General features: G+C 73.2%; 15 protein-coding genes. 13 read left to right on the forward strand and 2 right to left on the reverse strand.

Annotation, left to right across the window (positions count from 1 at the left end):
- The first annotated feature begins 32 nt into the window (after positions 1 to 32).
- The gene (locus AC6JBM_RS03465) at positions 33 to 1,088 is read left to right on the forward strand and encodes a DUF3616 domain-containing protein (RefSeq protein ID WP_497982159.1); all 1,056 of its coding nucleotides are present in this window, start codon (positions 33 to 35) and stop codon (positions 1,086 to 1,088) included.
- A gap of 17 nt (positions 1,089 to 1,105) precedes the next feature.
- Here the strand turns inward: AC6JBM_RS03465 and AC6JBM_RS03470 are convergent, their stop codons facing one another.
- Together AC6JBM_RS03470 and AC6JBM_RS03475 are read right to left on the reverse strand one after the other, a co-directional pair.
- Positions 1,106 to 3,538, reverse strand: a complete 2,433-nt coding sequence (locus AC6JBM_RS03470) for a transglycosylase domain-containing protein (protein ID WP_497982160.1) — start codon at positions 3,536 to 3,538, stop codon at positions 1,106 to 1,108.
- A gap of 88 nt (positions 3,539 to 3,626) precedes the next feature.
- Complete coding sequence (locus tag AC6JBM_RS03475) at positions 3,627 to 4,847, reverse strand: MFS transporter (RefSeq protein ID WP_497982161.1); 1,221 nt, start codon at positions 4,845 to 4,847, stop codon at positions 3,627 to 3,629.
- Between the two features lie 201 nt (positions 4,848 to 5,048).
- On the opposite strand from AC6JBM_RS03475, the gene AC6JBM_RS03480 reads away from it, so the two are divergent.
- The 12 genes from AC6JBM_RS03480 to AC6JBM_RS03535 all read left to right on the forward strand — a co-directional run bounded on the left by AC6JBM_RS03480 (position 5,049) and on the right by AC6JBM_RS03535 (position 17,531).
- On the forward strand, positions 5,049 to 6,104 hold the full coding sequence (locus tag AC6JBM_RS03480) for a class I SAM-dependent methyltransferase (RefSeq protein WP_497982162.1): 1,056 nt from the start codon (positions 5,049 to 5,051) through the stop codon (positions 6,102 to 6,104).
- A 2-nt stretch (positions 6,105 to 6,106) separates the two neighbouring features.
- Positions 6,107 to 6,394: a hypothetical protein gene (locus AC6JBM_RS03485; RefSeq protein WP_497982163.1), complete on the forward strand. Its 288-nt coding sequence runs from the start codon at positions 6,107 to 6,109 to the stop codon at positions 6,392 to 6,394.
- Positions 6,391 to 7,311, forward strand: a complete 921-nt coding sequence (locus tag AC6JBM_RS03490; RefSeq protein ID WP_497982164.1) for an ABC transporter permease — start codon at positions 6,391 to 6,393, stop codon at positions 7,309 to 7,311. Before AC6JBM_RS03485 ends, AC6JBM_RS03490 begins: the two co-directional genes overlap by 4 nt.
- Before the next feature lie 17 nt (positions 7,312 to 7,328).
- Entirely contained in the window at positions 7,329 to 8,234 is a 906-nt protein-coding gene (locus AC6JBM_RS03495) for an ABC transporter permease (protein WP_497982165.1), read from the forward strand.
- Positions 8,231 to 9,190 carry an ABC transporter ATP-binding protein gene (locus tag AC6JBM_RS03500; RefSeq protein WP_497982166.1) on the forward strand — a complete coding sequence of 320 codons (960 nt, stop codon included), beginning with the start codon at positions 8,231 to 8,233 and terminating at the stop codon, positions 9,188 to 9,190. The genes AC6JBM_RS03495 and AC6JBM_RS03500 overlap by 4 nt, the downstream gene beginning before the upstream one ends.
- Positions 9,187 to 10,161: an ABC transporter ATP-binding protein gene (locus AC6JBM_RS03505; RefSeq protein WP_497982167.1), complete on the forward strand. Its 975-nt coding sequence runs from the start codon at positions 9,187 to 9,189 to the stop codon at positions 10,159 to 10,161. Before AC6JBM_RS03500 ends, AC6JBM_RS03505 begins: the two co-directional genes overlap by 4 nt.
- A gap of 187 nt (positions 10,162 to 10,348) precedes the next feature.
- Positions 10,349 to 11,698: an amidohydrolase family protein gene (locus AC6JBM_RS03510; RefSeq protein WP_497982168.1), complete on the forward strand. Its 1,350-nt coding sequence runs from the start codon at positions 10,349 to 10,351 to the stop codon at positions 11,696 to 11,698.
- Positions 11,698 to 13,089: a class I adenylate-forming enzyme family protein gene (locus AC6JBM_RS03515; RefSeq protein ID WP_497982169.1), complete on the forward strand. Its 1,392-nt coding sequence runs from the start codon at positions 11,698 to 11,700 to the stop codon at positions 13,087 to 13,089. Before AC6JBM_RS03510 ends, AC6JBM_RS03515 begins: the two co-directional genes overlap by 1 nt.
- A complete protein-coding gene (locus tag AC6JBM_RS03520) occupies positions 13,089 to 14,681 on the forward strand; it encodes an ABC transporter substrate-binding protein (RefSeq protein ID WP_497982170.1) in 1,593 nt (530 codons plus the stop codon). The genes AC6JBM_RS03515 and AC6JBM_RS03520 overlap by 1 nt, the downstream gene beginning before the upstream one ends.
- 2 nt (positions 14,682 to 14,683) lie before the next feature.
- Positions 14,684 to 15,349, forward strand: a complete 666-nt coding sequence (locus AC6JBM_RS03525; protein ID WP_497982171.1) for an alpha/beta hydrolase — start codon at positions 14,684 to 14,686, stop codon at positions 15,347 to 15,349.
- On the forward strand, positions 15,346 to 16,119 hold the full coding sequence (locus AC6JBM_RS03530) for a VOC family protein (protein WP_497982172.1): 774 nt from the start codon (positions 15,346 to 15,348) through the stop codon (positions 16,117 to 16,119). The genes AC6JBM_RS03525 and AC6JBM_RS03530 overlap by 4 nt, the downstream gene beginning before the upstream one ends.
- Complete coding sequence (locus AC6JBM_RS03535; protein ID WP_497982173.1) at positions 16,119 to 17,531, forward strand: amidohydrolase family protein; 1,413 nt, start codon at positions 16,119 to 16,121, stop codon at positions 17,529 to 17,531. The genes AC6JBM_RS03530 and AC6JBM_RS03535 overlap by 1 nt, the downstream gene beginning before the upstream one ends.
- Positions 17,532 to 17,547 lie beyond the last annotated feature (16 nt).

Consider the following 17,547-nt stretch of genomic DNA (forward strand, 5'->3'; position numbering starts at 1 on the left):
TCCCGATGTCGCGGTGATGTCACGATGCGTGGGTGACAGTCGAACGAACCGTGCGGTTGTACCTCGGCGAGCGCTCCCGCGCCGCGACCACGCACACCAACCTCTCCGCCGTGCGCGCCGACGGGCCGGTGCTCTGGGTCGCCGGCGACGAGACCGCCACGATCGAGCGGCTCGTGGCCGACGACCCCGTCGAGCCCGGACGCTACACCGACGAGACCAGCTACCGCCTCGCCGACCTCGTGCCGCTGCCCGGCGCCGACGCCGACGAGGAGGCCGACATCGAGGGCCTGGCGCGCTCGGGGCCGTTCCTGTGGGCCGTCGGCTCGCACAGCCTGCGCCGCAAGCAGATCAAGGCCCACCACGACGGCGCCAAGCCGCTCAAGCGGCTCGCCCGGGTCGAGGGTCAGGACAACCGGCAGATCCTGGTGCGGCTGCCGATCGCCGGCGGCGAGCCGGTGCCGTGGGTGGACACCGAGGCGGGCCGGCAGCACGCGGCGATCCTCAGCGGCGAGGACAACCTGCGCGACCTGCTGCGCGACGACCCGCACCTCGCGCCGTTCCTGCCCATCCCCGGCAAGGACAACGGGCTGGACATCGAGGGCATCGCGGTGCACGGCGAGCGGGTGTACCTGGGCCTGCGCGGCCCCGTGCTGCGCGGCTGGGCGATCGTGCTGGAGCTGCGGCCCTACGCCGGGCCCGACGCCCCCCAGCGGCTGCGCCTGCGTCCCTTCGAGGACGGCCGGCGCTACCGCAAGCACGTGCTCGCCCTCGGTGGCCTCGGCATCCGCGACATGTGCCCGGACGGTGACGACCTGCTGCTGCTCGCGGGCCCGTCGATGGACCTGGACGGCCCGGTGCGCCTGTACCGCTGGCACCACGCCGCCCGCGCCGCCACCCCGCAGGTGGTGCGCGGCGACGCGGTCCGGCGCGAGCTCGACCTGCCCTACGGCGAGGGCGACGACCACGCCGAGGGCATCACGCTCGTGGGGCCGCCGGAGCACCGCCGGCTGCTCGTGGTGTACGACAGCCCGGCCCCGTCGCGCCTGCCCGGCGACGGAGCCGTGCTCGCGGACCTGGTGAAGCTGTAGGGCCCGCGCGGCGCTGGTCAGCGCCGGCGGGTCGGCCCCGGCCGGGTCGGGTTCTGGCCCGGGTCGCCCGGTCCGGGCCAGCCCGGGAAGCCGGGCACGCTCGGCTGCGGCGACACCCCGGTGCCGACGTCCTTGTTGCCGGTGATCGGCGCCCGCGGGAACTTGATCTTCGGCATGTTGACCTTGGTCAGGGCCGTGTCCATGAAGTCGGCCCAGATCGGGCCGGGCAGCTTGCCGCCGATGATGTTGTTGCCGTTGCGGTCCTTGATGGCGACCTCCTTGTCCTTGTTGCCGACCCAGACCGCGGCGGCCAGCCCCGGCGCCTTGCGGCCGGGGTCGTAGGGCACGAACCCGCCCATCCACGCGTGCGCGTTCGAGGTGGTGTTGCCCAGCTGCCAGGTGCCGGTCTTGGCGGCGAGCTGGTAGCCGTGCGGGGACTTCAGCCCGTAGTGCTGCGGCACGCCCATGAGCACCTTGGCCATGTCGTCGGCCATCTGCTCGGAGAAGCCGGGGACGCGGGTGCCCTTGAGCACCTCGCCGTAGGTCTTGCGCTCGCCGGTCCACACCTCCTTGAGGAAGTGGGTCTTGAAGGCGTTGCCGCGGGCCGCGAAGGTCGCCAGGCCGCCCGCGTGGTCGAGGACGGTGATCGGGTACTGCCCGAAGCCCACCTCCTCCTGGAAGTACTTCGGGGCCACCTCGGCCCCCTTGAGCTTTTCCAGGTCGATGCGCTGCGGCAGGTCCTGGCCCTGCACCGTCGCCCACATGTTGCGGATCCCGGCCGCGCGGGCCGTGTCGATCACCCGGGCCGGCGTGAGCTCCAGCGTGATCGCGTAGAAGGGCACGTTCAGCGACTGGACCGTGACCTCCTCCAGGGTGCACCACTTGCCGGAGCCGGACTTGCACTCCGGTTCGGTGCCCTCGGTCGCGTTCTTGACCTGGTTGTGCTTGGCTGCGGTGCGCCCGGGGAAGTCCTGCGGCACCCCGTTCCACATCGAGTCGATCGAGTAGCCGGCCATGAGCGCGGACGCGAGCGTGTAGACCTTGAACGTCGAGCCCGGCGGGTGCCCGCCGCCGCAGCTCTGGCCGCCGGTGCCGAGCACCGGGTCGACGTAGTAGCTCGCGTAGTCGCAGCCGTTGCCGTCGTCGCCGCCGTAGTAGGCCTTCACGCCGCCGTTGCCGGGCTCGACCGCCACGAGCGCGGCCTGCAGGTTCGGCGGCTGCTTCTCCATGTTGGACCCCTTGGCGCGGCTGGCCTTGCTCACCGCGATCTGCTGGATGTCCTTGTCGACCGTGGTCACGATCTTCAGGCCGCCGTTGCGGATCTTGTCGAAGTTCTTCTTGCCGTCGGCGTCGGTGTCCTCGTAGATCGGCTGGCCGGTGCGCGGGTCGGTCAGCGCCGCGACCTCGCCGAGCACGTGGTGGATGATCAGGCCCTCGGGCTTGCCGAGGTTCTGCCGCGCGACCGCCCGCTCCCGCGCCTGCGCCGGCGTGATGACGTTGTCCGGGAACTTCATCCGGGTCTCGGCCTCGGCCGCGGGCACGAACTTGAGCTCGATCATCTGGTCGCGGACGTACTCGAACCGCTTCTGCGACTGCACCTTGTCGATGTTAGGGTCGAACGGCGAGCCCTTGCCGGTGCCCTCCGGGTTCTTGATCAGCTCGGCGAGGAGCATGGCCTCGTTCGTCTTCAGGTCCTTCGCGGACTTGGCGAAGTAGGCCTGGGCGGCGGCCTCGACGCCGTAGGCGCCGCGGCCGAAGTAGACGATGTTGAGGTACATCGTCATGATCTCGTCTTTGCTGTACTGCTGGTTGAGCTTCAGCGCGATGACGGCCTCGCGGAGCTTGCGCGCGTAGGTGACGCCCTCGAGATCGGCCCAGCGGCGGGCGTACTGCTGGCTGATCGTCGAGGCACCCTGCCGGTCACCACCGGAGACGTTGTTCCACGCGGCTCGCACGACGCCCTTGTAGTCCACGCCGTCGTTCGTGTAGAACGTGTTGTCCTCGGCCGCGACCACCGCGTGCTGCATGTCGGGCGGGATGTCCTTGAACGCCAGCGACGTGCGGTTCTCGCCGATGCTGCCCATCGGGGTCTGGCCGTCGGAGTAGTAGATCGTGGTCGACTGGTCCAGCGCGATGTCGTCGGGCAGCGCGACCTTGTCGAAGTAGTAGGTGCCCAAGACCATGCCGATGCCGGCGACCATGATGAACGCGGCGATCGAGGCGATGAGGATGTTGCGCCGGCGTCTTCGCTTCGCACGTGCCCCGGCCCGGGCCGCGGCCGGGCCGCCCGCCGCGGGCGAGTCACCCACCGGGGCCGAGCCGCTCACCGCGGCCGAGCCACCCACCGCGGCGCGGCCGACCGGCACACTGGCGCGCCCCGCCGGCGGGCCGCTGGGAACGCGGGCCCGCCCGGATACCGGCCCGCCCGTACCGTTGGCGTCCTGCTCCATGCGGCCGAGCGTACGGCCCGGCATCGATCCCGGCGACCCCCGTCATCATCGGTGACCGTCGACTCGACGGACCGCTACGGGCCGGGGCTCAGGCGGCGACCGGCACCTGGGCCTCGGCGCGCGCCGCGTCCTCCGCGCGCTCCTTGCGCAGGCCGCCCGCGAGGTACGTGAGCAGCGCCAGCAGCGGCAGGGCCCCGCCGAACCCGGCCACCGCGGGCCATCCGCCCAGGTGCCAGGCCACGGTGCTCAGCTGCGCGCCGGCCGCGCCGCCGAGGAAGAAGGTCACCAGGAACACGGTGTTGATGCGGGCCCGGGCCGAGGGCTCCAGCCGGTACACCACCTGCTGGTTCGTGATGAGCAGCGTCTGCACCGCCGCGTCGATGACCAGCGCGGCCACCGCCAGCGCGACGATGCCGGCGATCCGGCCCGGCAGCGCGGTGACCGCGCCGGCGGCGGCGAACGCGACGCCGGCCACGAGCAGGCCCGCGACCGTGCTGCGGCGGGACCAGCCGCGGTCGCTCCAGCGGCCCGCCGCCGGGGCGATGAGCGCGCCGCCCGCGCCCAGCAGCGAGAACAGGCCGACGTGCAGCTCCGAGAGGTGGTACGGGGCGCGGGTCAGCAGGAAGCCCATCGTCGTCCAGAACGCGGTGAACGAGCCGAACAGGGCCGCCTGGAACAGGCCGCGGCGGCGGAGGGTGGGGTGGCGCAGCGGCAGGGCCAGGGTGCTGCGCAGCAGGTGGCCGTAGCCGGCCGTCGTCGAGGGCTCGCGCACCGGCAGCATCGCGCGCAGCGCCGCCGCCAGGCCGAGCATGAACGCGGCCGACAGGGCGTAGACCCAGCGCCAGCCGAGGGTGTCGGACACCACGCCGGAGAAGGCCCGCGCCAGCAGGATGCCGGCCAGCAGGCCGCTCATCACGGTGCCGGTGACGCGGCCCCGGTCGGCGTCCGTGGCCAGGCCGGCCGCGAACGGCACCAGGATCTGGGCGACGACCGAGACCGCGCCGACGACCACGGACGCGGCCAGCAGCACCCCGAACGCGGGTGCGGCGGCGGCGCCGGTCAGCCCGGCCGCGCCCGCGAGCAGCAGGACGGTCACCAGCGTGCGCACCTGCACCCGGTCGCCGAGCGGGCCGAGGAAGAACAGGCCGATCGCGTAGGCGATCTGGGTGGCCACGACGATGGTGGAGACGGTCACGTCGCCGACGCCGAAGGTGTCGCCGAGCACGGGCAGCAGCGGCTGCGCGTAGTAGAGATTGGCGGCGGTGAGCCCGCACGCCACGGCCAGCAGCCCGATGAGCCCACGACGCATGGTTCTGTACTTCCCCTTACTCGGAACGGCGTTCCGAGCCGAACCGTAGCAGGCGCGGCGATCGGCCGGAAAATGTTTCAACCGTGTTTCGGGCGCCGGGGGAACGACACCTCCTTTTTACAGATCGGGTGGGTTTCCCCAGCTCAACTCTCCGCTAGTTTCCTTGGAACAGGATTCCGAATAAAGGAACAGGAGGGTTCGATGGACGTTCCGATGCGGCAGCGCGGACGCGCGGGCATGGAGTTCCTCGGGTCGGTGCAGGGCTTCGCCGGCGGGGTGCTGCAGCCGGCCGCCGCGCAGCAGTACGAGGCGGCGGTGCCCGAGCCGCCCCTGTCCATCGCCGAGCGGCGCGCCTCGGTCTACGGCGCGCTCGCCGACAGCTCCGAGTGGCGCTTCGACCGGCTGCTGACCCGCTGGGTGGCCGAGGAGATCTACGTGCGCGCCCTGCCCGCCGCCGAGCAGGCCCGCGGGCGGATCGGCGCCTGGCTGGCCGCCGACGACGCGCCCGGCACCCTGACGCTCGACCCGGACGTCGAGATCCCCGACTACTGGACCAAGGGCTTCCACCTGACCACGGGCGGCTGGGACGGCCACGACCTCATGGGCGTCGTCACCCACGACATCGCCTACGCCTACGTGCTCGCCCCGGGCGGGGTCGGCGCCGTCAAGACCGGCGAGGACCTCAACGACCAGCGGTACCTGACGGCGCTGGAGGCCCCGCGCCGGGACTACCGGCGCATCCTCGAGCCCGGCATCGGCACCGGCCGCTACGCCGTGGCCATCTCCAAGGTGCACCCGGACGCCCAGCTCGTCGGCGTGGAGCTCTCGCGCACCGGGCTGCAGTACGCCCACGCCACCGCCCGCGACCTCGGCCTGCGCTGGGAGCTGATCCAGGCCCGGGCCGAGCGGACCGGGCTGCCCGACGCCTCGGTGGACCTCGTCACCGGCTACATCCTGTTCCACGAGACGCCCACCCGCGCCACCGAGGCCATCCTGCGGGAGATGTACCGCGTGCTGGAGCCGGGCGGCGACATCGTCTTCGGCGACGTCGCGCCCTACGAGAAGCAGTCGGCGTTCCGCGCCGTCGTGCTCGACTGGGAGACCGAGAACCGGGGCGAGCCGTTCTGGCGCGCCGCGCTGCAGCTCGATCTGCCCGGGCTGTTCAAGAAGGTCGGCTTCGTCGACGTCGAGGCGTACGGCCTCGGCCCCGGCCTGTACCCCTGGATCACCCGCGGCCGCAAGCCATTGGAGGCGTGAAGATGAGCGCAGAAGCCGGCCCGTACCTCGAGTCCCGGCGCCTCGACGACCTGGCCCGCATGATCACCGAGCTGGCCTCGGAGGTGTGGATCCTCCGCGACCGCTCGATCGTGCTGGAGGAACTGCTCGTGCGCGGGGGCGTGCTCACCGCCGAGCAGATCGACGAGCTGGTCCCCGGCGGCGAGGTCCGCGAGCGGATCGCGGCCGAGCGCGCGGCATTCGTCCGGCGCGTGTTCGGCGCGATCCTCGACGAGGACACCCGCACCGCCGCGGCCATGCAGTCGCCGTGAGCGGCCGCTTCCTGCTGCGGCGGGCGGCCCACCTGATCGCGGTGCTCTTCGGCGTGATGACGCTGCTCTTCGTGCTCCTGCGGGTGTCCGGCGACCCGGCGGCGTCGATCGCCGGGCCGGACGCCACGCCGGAGGCGGTCGAGGCGATCCGCGAGCAGCTCGGGCTCAACCGTCCACTGTGGGCGCAGTACCTCACCTTCCTCGGCGACCTGGTGCGCTTCGACTTCGGCGAGTCGTTCCAGAGCCGCCAGGACGCCCTCGGGATGATCCTCAAGCAGCTGCCGGCCAGCCTCGAGCTCGTCGCCGTGAGCTTCCTGTTCGCGCTGCTGGTCGCCATCCCGCTGGGCATCGCGGCCGGCATGACCCGCAACCGCGCCTACCAGCGGCTCGTCGACACCGTCGTGCTGTTCGGCCAGGCGGTGCCGGTGTTCTGGTTCGCCATCGTGCTCGTGTTCATCTTCGCGGTCACGCTCGGCGCGGTGCCCTCGATCCGCACGCCCGACCCGCTGAGCTGGGTGCTGCCGGTCGTGACGCTGGCCCTGCACCCGATCGCGCGGCTGCTGCAGTTCACCCGGGCGGGGCTCGCCGAGAGCCTGCGGGAGGACTTCACCCGCACCGCGCGGGCGAAGGGGCTGGGCCGGGGCCGCGTGGTGAGCCGGCACGCGCTGCGCCCGGTGGCCACCTCGCTGGTCACCGTGGCCGGCCTGGACCTCGGCCAGATGCTCAGCGCGGTGGTGCTCATCGAGACCATCTTCGCCTGGCCCGGCATCGGCCAGCTGCTGGTGCACGCGGTCACCGCCCGCGACTACCCGCTGGTCGAGGCGACCACATTCATCTTCGCGCTCATCGTCGTGGTGATCAACTTCGTCGTCGACCTGACGTACGAGCGGATCGACCCGCGCGTGCGCGTGCATTGAGAGACAGGAGGGCTCCGATGACGGCAGTGCCGATCAACGCCCCCGCCGCCGTCGTGCGGCTGCGCGCGCGGCCGGTGCCGGTGACCCTGGCCGCGCGGCTGCTGCGCCGGCCCGCGGCCGTCGTGTCGCTGCTCGTGCTGGCCGGCCTCGCGGTGCTGGCCGTCTTCGGCCCGGCGCTCGCCCCGCACGGCGCCGAGGACCAGGACTACGCCAACATCCTGGCCAAGCCGATCTGGGACGGGGGCACCTGGACCTTCCCGCTCGGCACCGACGAGCTCGGCCGGGACCTGCTCAGCCGGATGATCGTCGGATCCCGCACCGCGCTCGGGCTGGCCTTCGCCGCGGCGCTGCTCACCGGCGTGGTGGGCACCGCGCTGGGGCTCCTCGCCGGGCTCTACACCCGCGTCGTCGGGCCGGTCATCATGTGGGTCGTCGACGCGCAGCTGGGCTTCCCCTACCTGGTGCTGGCCCTGGCCCTGGTCGCCGCCCGCGGCCCGAGCCTGTCGACGGTCTTCCTGGTGCTGGCGCTGTTCGGCTGGGTGCAGTTCGCCCGGGTGGTGCGGGCCGAGGTCCTGCGGGTGAAGACCGCCGACTACGTGCTCGCCGCCCGCGGCGCCGGCGCCTCCGACCTCATGATCGTGCTGCGGCACATCCTGCCCAACGTCCTGTCGACCACCATCGTCGTGGGCACGTTCACGTTCTCGGCCGTGCTGCTCGTCGAGAGCGGCCTGAGCTTCCTCGGCGCCGGCGTGCAGCCGCCGACCGCGGACTGGGGCGCGATGATGGCCGGCGGCCGGGTGTTCCTGAACACCTCGTGGTGGTACTCCGTCGTCCCCGGCGTCATGGTCGTGATCACCGTGCTCGCCGTCAACACGCTCGGCTCGGCCGTGCGCTCGGTGCTCAACCCGCGGGAGGCCCGATGACCCAGGCGCTGCTGAGCATCCGCGACCTCACGGTCGGGATCCGCGACACCACCCCGGTGCGCGGCGTCGACCTCGACATCGCGCCCGGGGAGATCGTCGGCATCGTGGGCGAGACCGGCTCGGGCAAGAGCCTCTCGGCGCTGTCGGTGCTGCGGCTGCTCAACCATCCCGTGCGCATCACCGGCGGGCAGGTGCTCTTCGACGGCACCGACCTGACCGGGCTGCCCGAGCGGCGCCTGCGCGCGGTGCGGGGCGGCCGGATCGGCATGATCTTCCAGGACCCGATGACGGCGCTGAACCCGTACCACCGCGTCGGCGACCAGATCGTCGAGGCGATCCGCGAGCACCGGCCGGTCGGGCGGGCCGAGGCGCACGCCGAGGCGGTACGGCTGCTCGGCGAGGTCGGCATCGTCGACCCGGCCGGGCGCGCCCGGCAGTTCCCGCACGAGCTGTCCGGCGGGATGCGCCAGCGCGCGATGATCGCCATGGCGCTGGCCAACCGGCCCGCGCTGCTCATCGCCGACGAGCCCACCACCGGCCTCGACGTCACCATCGAGGCGCAGATCCTCGCGCTCGTCAAGGACCTCAACCGCCGGCACGGCATGGCGGTCATGATGATCACCCACAACCTCGGCGTGGTGGCCGGGCTGTGCGAGCGCACCGTCGTCATGTACGGCGGCCGGATCGTCGAGTCCGGCCCGACCGCCGAGCTGTTCGCCGACCCGCGCCACCCCTACACCCGGGCGCTGCTCGGCGCGGTGCCCCGGCGCGGGCACGGCTCCCGCCCGCTCACCTCGATTCCCGGGCTCCCGCCGGACCTGCGGGCGATGCCGGCGGGGTGCGCGTTCCACCCGCGCTGCCCGGTCGCCGTGGCGCGCTGCCACGAGGAGGACCCGCCGCTGTCGAGCGCGGGGGAGCGCTCCTGGCGCTGCCTGCGCGCGGAGGAGGCGTCATGACCGCGGTCACCGAGCCGATCACGGAACCGATCACGACCGCCCGGGCCGTGTCCCGGCACTACGGCGGGACCCGCGCCGTCGACGGCGTCGACCTGGACGTCTTCGAGGGCGACGTGCTCGGCGTGGTCGGCGAGTCCGGCAGCGGCAAGTCGACGCTGGGCCGGGTGCTGGCCCAGCTCGAGCCGGCCACCGCCGGCGAGGTCACCGTCGCCGGCCGCAACGCCCTCGCGCTGCGCGGACGGGAGCGGCGGGCGTTCCGCCGGCACGTCCAGTTCGTCTTCCAGGACCCGTACTCGGCGCTCAACCCGCGCCGCACGATCGGCCAGAGCCTGGAGGAGCCGCTGCTCAACCACCGGATGGGCAACCGGCGCGAGCGGGCCGGGCGGGTGCTGGCGCTCATGGACGCGTGCGGGCTGCGGGCGGAGCTGGCCGACCGGTACCCCAACGAGCTCTCCGGCGGCCAGCGCCAGCGCGTCGGCATCGCCCGCGCCCTGGTGCTGCGCCCGCGGGTGCTCGTGCTCGACGAGCCGCTGTCGGCGCTGGACGTCTCGGTGCAGGCCCAGATCGTCAACCTGCTCAAGGAGCTGCGCGAGGAGTTCGCGCTGACCTACGTGTTCATCACGCACGACCTCGGGATCGTGGAGTACCTGTGCAACCGGGTCGCGGTGATGTACCGCGGCCGGATCGTCGAGACCGCGGACACCGGCACCGCGTTCGCCGGCCCGCGGCACCCCTACACCACGGCGCTGCTGAGCGCCGTGCCCGTCGCCGACCCCGAGCGGGAGCGCCGGCGCGAGCCCATCCTGCTGGCCGGCGAGGCCGCCGACGCCTGGGACGGCCGCGGCTGCCGGTTCGCCGCCCGCTGCCCGGTGGCCCGCGACGACTGCCGCACGGCCGAGCCGCCCGTCGTCGAGACCGCGCCGGGACAGCTCGTCGCGTGCCATTATCCGGGCTCCCTGAAATTGCCCTAAGAATTTCGTTTCCAATGCGTTTCCAAATATTGCGGGCGGTTCTCGAAACCGTCCGCAATATTTGCATGTCCGGGCAGCTCAGGGTGTGTGCGAAAATGCATTCTCGGCCTCTTGTAAATGCCCTGTCCGACTGCCATGCTCTCGGAATTGGAATGCTATTCCGGAAGAAGGAACAGGGGTGCGTGTCATGCGGACGCTCCTTCGGCCCCGCTGGGTCTACCGCGGCGGCGGCCGGGTCGAGACCGGGACCTCGCTGCTGGTCGACGGCGGCACGGTCACCTCGGTGCCCGCCGCCACCGACGCCGGCATCGACGCCGAGCGCGTCGAACTGCCCCGTCACCTGGTGCTGCCCGGCCTGGTCAACGCGCACACACACGCCGGCGCCGGCCCGGTCGCGCGCGGCATCGCCGAGGACCTGAAGCTCGCCCCCGGCACGCCGTACTACGTGCCGCTCACCCGGCTCTGGCAGCTCGCCTACCAGCCGGAGCTGCGCGAGGGGCTGCGCTCGATCGTCCGCTGGGACCTGCTGGGCATGCTGCGCACCGGCACCACGACCGTGGTCTCCACCTCGTCGGTCGACATCGAGGGGTACCTCGACGCCGCCGAGGACGTGGGCGTGCGCACCTGGGCCGGGCCCGCCCTGCCGATGAACGTCGCGCACCGCCTCGGCACGCTCGACGGCGACCGGCAGCGCCGCGAGGACCTCAGCCCCGAGCGGGAGCAGCTCGCCGAGCTCGACGCCTTCCGCGCCCTGCACGCGGCGCACGACGGGCGCGCCGGCGGCCGCATCCGGCTGCTGCTCGGCCCGGCCAGCGCGCACACCGTCGAGCCGGGGGTGCTCGCCGGGCTGGCGAAGCTCGCCGCCGAGCTGGACTGCCCGGTCACCACCCACCTGTGCCAGTCCGAGGGCGAGCTCGCCGAGGTGCGCCGCAAGTTCGACCGCACCCCGGTCGAGCTGCTGGACGAGGCCGGGCTGCTCGGCGAGCGGCTCATCTGCGCCCACGGCACCTACCTGCCCGACGCCGACCTGCCCCGGCTGGCCGCCTCCGGCGCCGTCGTCGCGCACTGCGCCGTGCGCAAGGTCCGGGAGGCGATCCTGCCGCCGTTCGGCCGCTTCGCCGAGGCCGGGGTGCGCATGGCGATCGGCACCGACGCGTTCACCACCGACCTCGTCACCGAGGTGCGGATGGCCGCGATGCTGGCCAAGATCGCCGTCGGGCGCACCGACTGGCCGGACGCGGCGACCATGCTCGACGCGGCCGTGACCGGCCCGGCGCCCGCCCTGGGCCTGCGCGCCGACCTCACCGACGGCGCCGCCGCCGACCTGGTCGCCGTCGAGCTGGCCGCGCCCGAGAGCGCCCCGGTCTTCGACCCGCTCGCCTCGGTCGTGCACTACGCGAGCGGCCACGACGTCGACCTCGTCATGGTCGGCGGCGAGATCCGGGTCCGCGACCGGCAGCTCGTCGGCGTCGACTGGGCCGCGGCCCGCGCGGCCGCCGAGGACGCCTGCGCCGCCGTGTGGCAGCGGTGGTCGTGATGGACCTCCTCGACGCCGTCGCCCGCCACGCCCGGCACCGCGGCGACCGCCCCGCGATCGTCCACGATGGACGGACCACGGACTACCGCACCCTGGCCGACCGGGTCAGCGCCCTGGTGGCCGGCTTCCGGGCGCGCGGCCGCCGGCCCGGCGAGCGGGTCGGGATCGCCACCTACTCCGGCCCGATCGGCGCGGAGCTCTACCTGGCCGCGCAGGCCGCCGGCCTGCAACCGGCGATGCTGAGCCTGTCGCTCAAGCCGCGGCTGCCCGAGATCACCGACGCCCTGGGCATCACCGAGTTGATCGCCGAGGGCACGTTCGCCGACCTCGCGGCCGCGCCCGAGGACGGCACCGACTGGGCCCGCGGGCGCGGCGCCGACGTCGTCAGCGCCATCCAGTTCACGGCCGGCAGCACCGGCGTGCCGAAGGCGGTCGTGCGCACCGTCGGCTGCGACGTCGCCGACGCCTGGCACCGCTCCTGGTCCTACCGCTGCGGCGAGGCCGACCGGTGGGTGGTCGCCAGCCCGTTCAACCTCTCGGTGCTCTCCGGCGCGGCCCGGTCCATGTTCCTCTTCGGTGGCACCCTGCTGCTCATGGACGCGTTCAGCGTCGAGGCCCTGGACGAGATCGGCGCCGGCGGGGTCACCATCCTGCCGTTGCAGGCGCCCCAGTGGCGGGCGATCCTCGCCGCCGGCGCCGCCGAGACCCTCGTGCGGCGCGGGCTGCGCACCGCGGTCGCCACCGGCCAGCTCATGCAGCAGCGGTTCCTGCACGAGCTCGCCGGGGCCCTCGCCCCGCACGCCGAGGTGGTGCTCAACTACGGCACCTCCGAGGCCGGCTCCATCGCCGTCGACCGCTGCGGGCAGCCGCGCTTCGGCGAGCCGTTCCGGGTCGGCGCGCCCACCCCGACGCTCGACGTGCGGGTCACGGCGAGCGGCGGCATCGAGGTGCGGGGCGCGTCCGTCGCGCCCGGCTACCTTCACGAGCTCGCCGCCGACCCGGCGGCGCCAATCCTGCACGCCGCCCGCGCGCAGGGGTCCTGGTTCGACACCGGCGACGTCGGCGCCTGGGCCGAGGACGGCGCGCTGCAGGTCTTCGGCCGGGCCGCCGACGCCATCGAGGTGGCCGGGCGGACCATCCTGCCGGTCACCGTCGAGGAGCGGCTGCGGGGGCTGCCCGGCGTCGCCGACGCGGTGCTGACCCCGGCCATGACCGTCCTCATCGAACCCTCGCCCGGCACGACGGCCGCCTCACCGGCCGAACTGCTGGACGCCGTCCTGCCCTGCCCGTACCAGATCCGGTACGTCGAACGACTTCCGCGGACCCCGGCCGGCAAGACCGACCGCGTGGCGGCCGCCCAGCTGCACACCACCCCCGAAAGGACCCTCTGATGGCAGACGTTTCCCGGCGCGGCTTCCTGTTCGGCCTGGCCTCCCTGGCCACCCTCGCGGCCTGCGGCACCGGCGACGACCCGGCCGGCGGCACCGGCGAGAAGGCGGCCGTGCAGGAGCTGACGATGGGCATCAGCAACCTGCCCACCAGCCTCGACCCGATGGCCGTGCTCGGCGGCAACCCCCGCCGCTACGACATCTTCGACGCGCTGTTCGACCTCGACCCCGGCAAGGCGACGATCCTGCCGATGCTCGCCACCGCGTGGGAGCAGGTCAGCCCGACCAGCCTGAAGATCACCCTGCGCACCGACGCCAAGTTCCACAACGGCGCGCCAATGACGTCGGCCGACGTGGTCTTCAGCCTCAAGCGCGCGGCCACCAGCACCCTGGCCACCGCGTCGCTGATGACCTCGATGGCCGACGTGACGGCTGGCGACGCGTCCACCGTCACGGTCACCATGAAGTCGGCCGACGCGCTGTTCCTCAAGAAGCTCGCCCGCGTCGCGATCCTGCCGGAGCAGTACTTCACCGGCCTCGGCGCCGACGAGAAGACCCGGGCGGCCGCGTTCGCCGACAAGCCGATCGGCACCGGGCCGTACAAGCTCGCCAGCCACGACACGACCCAGTGGGTGCTCACGAAGTTCGACGACGGCTGGCGCAAGGGCACGCTCACCAAGGTGACGATCCGGTCGATGACCGACGCCGCCTCCCAGGTCGCGGCGTTCACGTCCGGGCAGGTGCAGTACATCAACCTGGTGCCGCTGGCCCAGCTCGCGGCGATCAAGAGCGGCGGGGGCAACGTCGTCACGTACACCGGCGGCAACAACCTCGGCGCGTTCCTCGACACCGTCGACTACTCCGGCAACCCCAAGAGCGGCCCGATGGGCAAGAAGGAGGTGCGCCAGGCGCTCAACTACGCCATCGACAAGCAGACGCTCATCAAGAACGTGCTGCAGGGCCAGACCGAGGGCGGCAACGGGCAGCTGGCCACGCCCGGCGCGGTCGGGTACGACGAGTCGCTGCAGGACTACCCGTACGACGCGGCCAAGGCGGAGAGCCTGCTCGACGCGGCCGGATACCCGAAGGGGCCCGACGGCACCCGCTTCACCATCACCATGGCCAGCGCGTTCGCGAGCCCGGGCAGCGTGCGGCGGCTCATCGGCGAGTACGTGCAGAACCAGCTCGGCAAGGTCGGCGTCAAGGTGCAGTACACCGCGATGACCGACACCACCCTGCAGACCGACATGTTCTACGCCCGCAAGGCTCGCGCCGACATCTTCCACTACGGCCTGTTCACCCGGCCCTACCTCGAGCCGCTGGGCGCGTTCGCCTGGTTCATCGGCTCGTCGGCGACGCGGCACTACAGCAACCCCGAGTTCGACGCGCTCTACAAGCAGGCGCTCACCGAGCTCGACGACGCCAAGCGCGGCGCGCTGTCCAAGCAGCTGGCGCAGATCATGCACGACGACGCGCCGTTCCTGTTCCTCACCCAGGACGTCTGGATCGACGCCGGCTCGAAGAAGCTCGCCGGGATGATCAAGTCCGAGGTGGAGACCGACCAGTACCTCGACAAGCTCTACCTGACCGCCTGAGCATGCCCCGGACGTACGTGCTCGTGCACGGCGCGTTCCACGGCGGCTGGTGCTGGCAGCCCGTCGCGGCGGCCCTCACCGCCGCCGGGCACGCCGTGCAGGCCCCGACCCTGGCCGGCGAGGCGGACCCCGAGGCGGATCTGGACGGGCACATCGCCGAGGTGGTCGCGGCCGTGCGGGCCGCGGCCGCCCCGGTGACCCTCGTCGGGCACAGCTACGGCGGCATCGTCGCCACCGGCGCGGCCGACCGGGCCGCGGTCGCCCGGCTGGTGCTGCTGGACGCGCCGGTCGCGCTCGACGGCGAGTCGGCGCTGGACGTGCACCCGCGCGGCGCGGAGTTCGCGGCCCGCGCGGTCGCGCGCGACGGTGTGCTGGTGCTGCCGGTCCCCGGCGCCCCGCGGCTCGGCATCCGCGATCCGCGGGTCCGCGCCTGGGCCGAGCGGCGGCTGCGGCCCCAGCCCTTCGCCTGCCTCACCCAGCCCCTGCGGCTGCGCGGCGCCAGCACCGCGCCCGTCACCTACATCCGGTGCACCGCCAACCCGGCGCCCCGGCCCTATCTCGACCGGGTCCGGGCCGCCGGCTGGCCGCTGCTCGACCTGGACGCCGGGCACGACGCGATGCTCGACGCGCCGGCGGCCCTGACCCACCTGCTCCTGGAGGAACGTTGACACCACCCGCACTCACCGCGGCCGTCCTGCGGGTCGCCGACCCCGCGGCCGACGCCGAGTTCTACCGCCGGCACTTCGACGCCGGGATCACCGACGGCCCCCGCCCCGGCTGGGTCGCCGTGGACACCGGCTGGGACACCGCGCTGCTGCTCGCCCCCGGTGACGCCGACCTGCCCGTGTACCAGGACCGCTGGGAGCGGCAGGGCGTCATCCCGATCCTGCGCACCTGGGACATCGACGCGGCCGTCAAGCGCCTCGACGACGCCGGGGTGACCTGGATCAACCGGCCGTTCGAGTACGACATGAAGGGCCACGCGCTGCTCGGGTACTTCCACGACCCGGCCGGCCAGCCGATCGGCCTGCAGCAGCGCATGGACGACAGCGTCCGGGAGGAGGACCTGGCCGCCCTCGCGCGGCTGGACGGCCCGGCCCCGGCCGTGACCGGCATCGGCTGGGTCATCTTCCAGGCCGCCGACATCGTGGCCGCCCGCGACTTCTACGCGGCCCTGGGCTGGCGGGAGCGGCGCGGCACCGAGGGCTTCGGCTACATGATGGCGCTCGACGAGATCGTCACCCTGCAGATCGCGTTCCGGGGCCGCGCCCAGGACCCGGCCCGCGACCTGGCCGCCGAGCCGGTGCTCGGCCTGCTGAGCGGCGTCGACCCGGACGCGGTGGTCGCCGCGGGCGGCACGCTCGCCGACGGCCCGGACGGCTACCGGGCCTTCCTCGACCCCGAGGGCCACGCCTGGCTGTTCGAGGGGGAGTCCTGATGGACGCGCCCCGGACCTGCGACACGCTCATCCTCGGCCGGATCGTCACGGTCGACCCCGACCGGCGCGTCATCGACGACGGCTACGTGGCCGTGCGCGACGGCCGGATCGCCGACGTCGGCGCCGGCCCCGCGCCGTGGACCGCCGCCGAGACCCTCGGCGGGCCCGGCTTCCTCGTGCTGCCCGGCCTGGTGAACACGCACACGCACCTGGTGCAGGGCTGCATCCGCGGGATGGCCGAGGGGACCACGTTCGAGGAGCGGCTGCACGGCTTCTACTACCCGATGACCGGCGCCTGCGACGAGGAGCGCTCCTACGCCTCCGCCCTGCCGCCGGTGCTCGACCTGCTGCGCAGCGGCGTCACCACCACGGCCGACGACCACTTCACGCACCGGCACAAGCGCTCGATGGACGGCGTGCTGCGCGCGGTCACCGAGGCTGGCATCCGGGTGCGCGCCGCCCGGCTGACCATCAACGAGCCGACCACCGTGCCGGAGGACCTGCGCGAGGACGTCGGGACCGGCCTGGCCGAGACCGAGCGGATCGCCGCCGAGTGGAACAGCGACACCGTCTCCGTCACCGCCGGCTCCATCGGCATCACCTACTGCACGCCGGAGGACCTGCACGCCCTCTACGACTGGACCGTCGCGCACGGCGAGCAGTTCGACATCCACGCACCGTCCTACATGGACAAGCGCTACCTCGCCGAGCGGCGCGGCTGGACCGGCGGCTCGATCGAGTGGCTCGACAGCGAGGGGATGCTCGCCCCGCACGTGATCGCCATCCACGCGCAGGGCCTGGTCGACGGCGAGGCCGAGCGGCTGGCCGCGGCCGGGGCGTCGGTGTCGCTGGTGCCGGACATGGAGCTGATCCTCGGCATGGTCACGTTCGACTCGCGGCGCTACGACGAGGCCGGCGTCACCACCTCGCTCGGCCTGGACGGGCCCGTCGTGGCCTACGGGCAGACCCTGTGGATGGGCATGCGCGGCTACCTGATGGCCCAGCGGGTCAGCGACAGCGTCCGCCGGCCGGGCGTCTTCGGTGCCGAGCTGCTCTTCGGCAGCCCCGAGCGGGCGATCGAGCTGGCCACCATCGGCGGCGCCCGCGCGCTGGGCATGGCCGAGCGGATCGGCTCGCTGGAGACCGGCAAGGACGCCGACGTCCTGGTCGTGGACCTGTCCGCCGAGACCACCCTGTCGCCGCCCGCCGCGCTGCTGGCCAACCTCGTGTGGTCCGGCGGCCCGTCGCCCGAGGCGATGCACCGCGTGCTGGTGCGCGGCCGCACCGTGCTGCGCGACGGCGAGCCGGTCGGCGCCGACCGCCGTACGGCCGTGGCGAACGCCGCGAAGGTGCAGCGGGACCTGCTCGAGGAGACCGGCTGCGGCCGGTTCGTCCGCGGGCTCTGGACATGACGCGAGTTCGTGAGGA

It is taken from the genome of Dactylosporangium thailandense (genome assembly GCF_059739745.1).

Excerpts from the sequence above, each read along its gene's own strand:
- AC6JBM_RS03535 (WP_497982173.1), top strand. The coding sequence starts at position 16,119 with ATGGACGCGCCCCGGACCTGCGACACGCTCATCCTCGGCCGGATCGTC.
- AC6JBM_RS03510 (WP_497982168.1), top strand. The coding sequence starts at position 10,349 with ATGCGGACGCTCCTTCGGCCCCGCTGGGTCTACCGCGGCGGCGGCCGG.
- AC6JBM_RS03515 (WP_497982169.1), top strand. The coding sequence starts at position 11,698 with ATGGACCTCCTCGACGCCGTCGCCCGCCACGCCCGGCACCGCGGCGAC.
- AC6JBM_RS03505 (WP_497982167.1), top strand. The coding sequence starts at position 9,187 with ATGACCGCGGTCACCGAGCCGATCACGGAACCGATCACGACCGCCCGG.
- AC6JBM_RS03475 (WP_497982161.1), bottom strand. The coding sequence starts at position 4,847 with ATGCGTCGTGGGCTCATCGGGCTGCTGGCCGTGGCGTGCGGGCTCACC.
- AC6JBM_RS03485 (WP_497982163.1), top strand. The coding sequence starts at position 6,107 with ATGAGCGCAGAAGCCGGCCCGTACCTCGAGTCCCGGCGCCTCGACGAC.
- AC6JBM_RS03520 (WP_497982170.1), top strand. The coding sequence starts at position 13,089 with ATGGCAGACGTTTCCCGGCGCGGCTTCCTGTTCGGCCTGGCCTCCCTG.
- AC6JBM_RS03525 (WP_497982171.1), top strand. The coding sequence starts at position 14,684 with ATGCCCCGGACGTACGTGCTCGTGCACGGCGCGTTCCACGGCGGCTGG.
- AC6JBM_RS03500 (WP_497982166.1), top strand. The coding sequence starts at position 8,231 with ATGACCCAGGCGCTGCTGAGCATCCGCGACCTCACGGTCGGGATCCGC.
- AC6JBM_RS03495 (WP_497982165.1), top strand. The coding sequence starts at position 7,329 with ATGACGGCAGTGCCGATCAACGCCCCCGCCGCCGTCGTGCGGCTGCGC.
- AC6JBM_RS03480 (WP_497982162.1), top strand. The coding sequence starts at position 5,049 with ATGGACGTTCCGATGCGGCAGCGCGGACGCGCGGGCATGGAGTTCCTC.
- AC6JBM_RS03470 (WP_497982160.1), bottom strand. The coding sequence starts at position 3,538 with ATGGAGCAGGACGCCAACGGTACGGGCGGGCCGGTATCCGGGCGGGCC.